The sequence below is a fragment of the Streptomyces olivochromogenes genome, from assembly GCF_001514115.1.
In the GTDB taxonomy this organism is placed as follows: domain Bacteria; phylum Actinomycetota; class Actinomycetes; order Streptomycetales; family Streptomycetaceae; genus Streptomyces; species Streptomyces olivochromogenes.
Map to the genome: position 1 here is coordinate 29372 of NZ_KQ948491.1, position 2821 is coordinate 32192.

A 2821-nucleotide genomic window follows, 5' to 3' on the forward strand; every position below is an offset into this window, starting at 1 on the left:
GATGTGGTGCGAGGAGTTCTCCACGCACCAGTGCCCGCGAATCGCGGCGGCCAGATCGGCGGGACCGGCTTGGTGGGCGTCGATATTTGTGACGGCGTAGACACTCTCACGGGTCTCACGCCGGCCGGTCTGCTTGCGGCGGCGGTGGATGCGGATGGCCAGGCGGGCGTGGGGAAAGGCGATTCCGCCGAGTTTGTCGGCGATCGAGCAGGTCTTGATTGAGCGGGACTCGCGGCGTCCGTGTCCAGCCCCGGAGGCGGTGTGCTGGACTGCGATGGACTGCCAGGGCAGGGCGGCGAGTTGGGCGTGGACGGTGGGCTGGTTGGTCTTGATCACGGCGATGTAGTGGGCCTTCTTGGTCTCGACCAGCCAGGAGATGTTCGACTTGACCGAGTGCAGGGCGTCGAAGGTGACGACGGTGCCGGTCAGGTCCAGCGGTGCCAGCAGTGGACAGAAGTGTGTGGTTTCGTTCGTCTTCGCGCCGACTTCTACCTGGGCAAGGGTCACGACGGTGCCGTGGGTGACCGCGGAGAGCAGATGTCGGCGCGTCGCGGTGAGACGGGCTGATCCCTTGAGTGCCTTGCCGTCGACAGCGATCACACGCGACGGCCCGAACCCGGAGGGCGACGAAGCCTGGGCGGGTTCGGTGGCGGCGCGGTGCCGGTCGGCCAGGTAGGCGCCGACCGTCCGGTCCAGGGCGTCACCGTCAACAGCCCCCAGCACACGGCCGATCGTGGCCGGCGCCGGAGTGCGCCGCCATCTGAGCAGGTGGCGGCGGATCCCGATCGCCGTCAGGAGTGCCGTCGAGGCACGCTGGCCCCACTCGGCGAGTTCGTCGATGCTCCTGGCTCCCGAGACAGCCGCGCAGGCGCACACCAGCAGGATCGCTGTGAGTGAGTACCACCGGCCCCGCCGTGCGCGCAGGTCGGGCACCGAGTCGAAGTAGGGGCGCAGGTCGGCGATCCGGCCGCTGTCCAGCGGGCCCAGTTTCACCAGCACGGCAGGTATGGGAGGGGATGCAGCAGCAGGCACGGGCCACCTCATGATCATCTGACTTAGACACCACAATGATCACGAAGCCCGTGCCTGCCTTGTTATGCGCCCCAACCGGTCACAACCCGACCAGCCGCACGACCCCGGAACTTGCAACCGCCCTGCAACAGGGCCTCCCGGAACGCTCGGAATGGGGTCGCACCCCCGAGCTACCAGGAGGCCCTGCCTTCATGCGCGTACGGCCGGAAGATCACCCGACCAGGAACTCCGTTCGACCTGCAGGTTTCAAGATCGGTTGAGATGCGGCTTCTCACTGCAAGCGACGCCTAACCGACCTCGACTGAACCCACAGTACGACTGGAGTACTGGGCCACGAAGAGCACCCTGCGCTACGCCCAGCGCCACCCCGAACTCCGCATCGGTTTCCTGGCCGGAACCGGCCTGGAACTTGTCGCCCCCGTGTCAGCCCGTAGTCAGAGATCAGCATCAGCGGGGGTCTCGTCACGCGATCAGCCGTGGACGGTCTGCTTCACACCGTCCTTGGTGGTGATGTCCACGGACATACGCCACCTCGTACGCTTGCCGACCGTGACGGTGACCGTGTCCGCGAATTTTCTGCCGTGCAAATCCTTCGCCTTGATGCGGGCGCCGAACGTGGCGCTGTCGTCGCAGCCACCGACCTCGGCGCTGAGGCCGGTTCCGCTAGTGACAGTGAGACCGCCAGGTCCGAGACAGTCGTAGCGGACGCCTAGTTCGGCGATCCGGTCAGCAGAAACAGGAAGTTTGACCGTCCCTGGTCCGAGATGGCCCGGCGTCTCCTTTCCGCTGTCAGGACGGTCCGGATCAGACACCAGCACTGATTTCGACGGGCTGCCCACAGGAGCCCGATTTCCCCCTCCCCCACACCCGGCGGCCAGGATGACGATGACTGGCAGTACGGCCAGATGTCTTCTGCGCATCAGCTCTTTCCGTGCCAGGTTTCGCGACCCTCGTAGACCAGCCGCGCTGATCCACTGCGCAGCACCTTGGTGGTGCAGTTGGGCTGCGTCTGGTTGTAGTTCCACTTCGTGTACTTGACCTTCACACCCGCGTGCAGGTAACCGTGCCTCATGTTGTTCGGCACCTTCCACGACCACGTGTAGGTCGAGCTGTTCGTCCACTGCCATGCGAAGTGGTAGTCGAACGACGCCGACGCCTTGACGAAGACCACCTTCGCTTCGCCCGAGATCGATCCGCCCACGGTGGACGTCGTCGTCTTTCCCTTGTGGAAGGTGATGCTGATTGTCGTACCGCTGTCGCCGCCGGAACGGGGTTCCAGGTCCCGGAAGTAATTGTGACTGCCGGAAAAATCGTAGCCAGTGGTCATCGGGCAACTCATGGGCACAGCGGCGGACGCAGGTGTGGAGCTGATGACGGCCAGTGCCGCTGCGACACAGCCTGCCGACGTGATTCGCGAAATTCGGCGCACGCGTTCCCCTCGGTTTTCTTTGGTCGACAACGGCCTCTGCAGCCGCCGAGGAGAGACCCTAGCGCCGACTCCCACCTCCGTTCGCACGGTTGAGCGAAACCTGAGGTGCGGCGACAGGCGGGACCGGGTCGCCCATTCGGGTGCTGGTGCACCAGTACTCCAGTTGCACTTAGCGATCTGACGGATCATCTGGGTGAAGGGTTCAGTCGAGGTCGGTGTGACGTCGCTTGCAGTGAGAAGCCGTGGCGGTCACGCTTTTCGGCTCTGGCTCAATTTCTGGATGCTGTTGGTGATCTTCACGCGGTGAGGTGAAGTCTGCCGGCTGTCCGTGAGTCGATGTTCTCGTGGTGCTGCACTGGT

The 2821-nt window shown here is 64.7% G+C and carries 3 protein-coding genes; all 3 read right to left on the reverse strand.

The genetic code is table 11. The features are described 5' to 3' along the window. On the reverse strand, positions 1-999 hold a 999-nt coding region (locus AQJ27_RS48995; protein WP_244313890.1), incomplete at its 3' end, for an ISAs1 family transposase. A 503-nt stretch (positions 1000-1502) separates the two neighbouring features. Next, complete coding sequence (locus AQJ27_RS57095) at positions 1503-1871, reverse strand: hypothetical protein (RefSeq protein ID WP_143669581.1); 369 nt, start codon at positions 1869-1871, stop codon at positions 1503-1505. 80 nt (positions 1872-1951) lie between these two features. Then, positions 1952-2359: a hypothetical protein gene (locus AQJ27_RS49000; protein WP_067385087.1), complete on the reverse strand. Its 408-nt coding sequence runs from the start codon at positions 2357-2359 to the stop codon at positions 1952-1954. Positions 2360-2821: the final 462 nt, after the last annotated feature.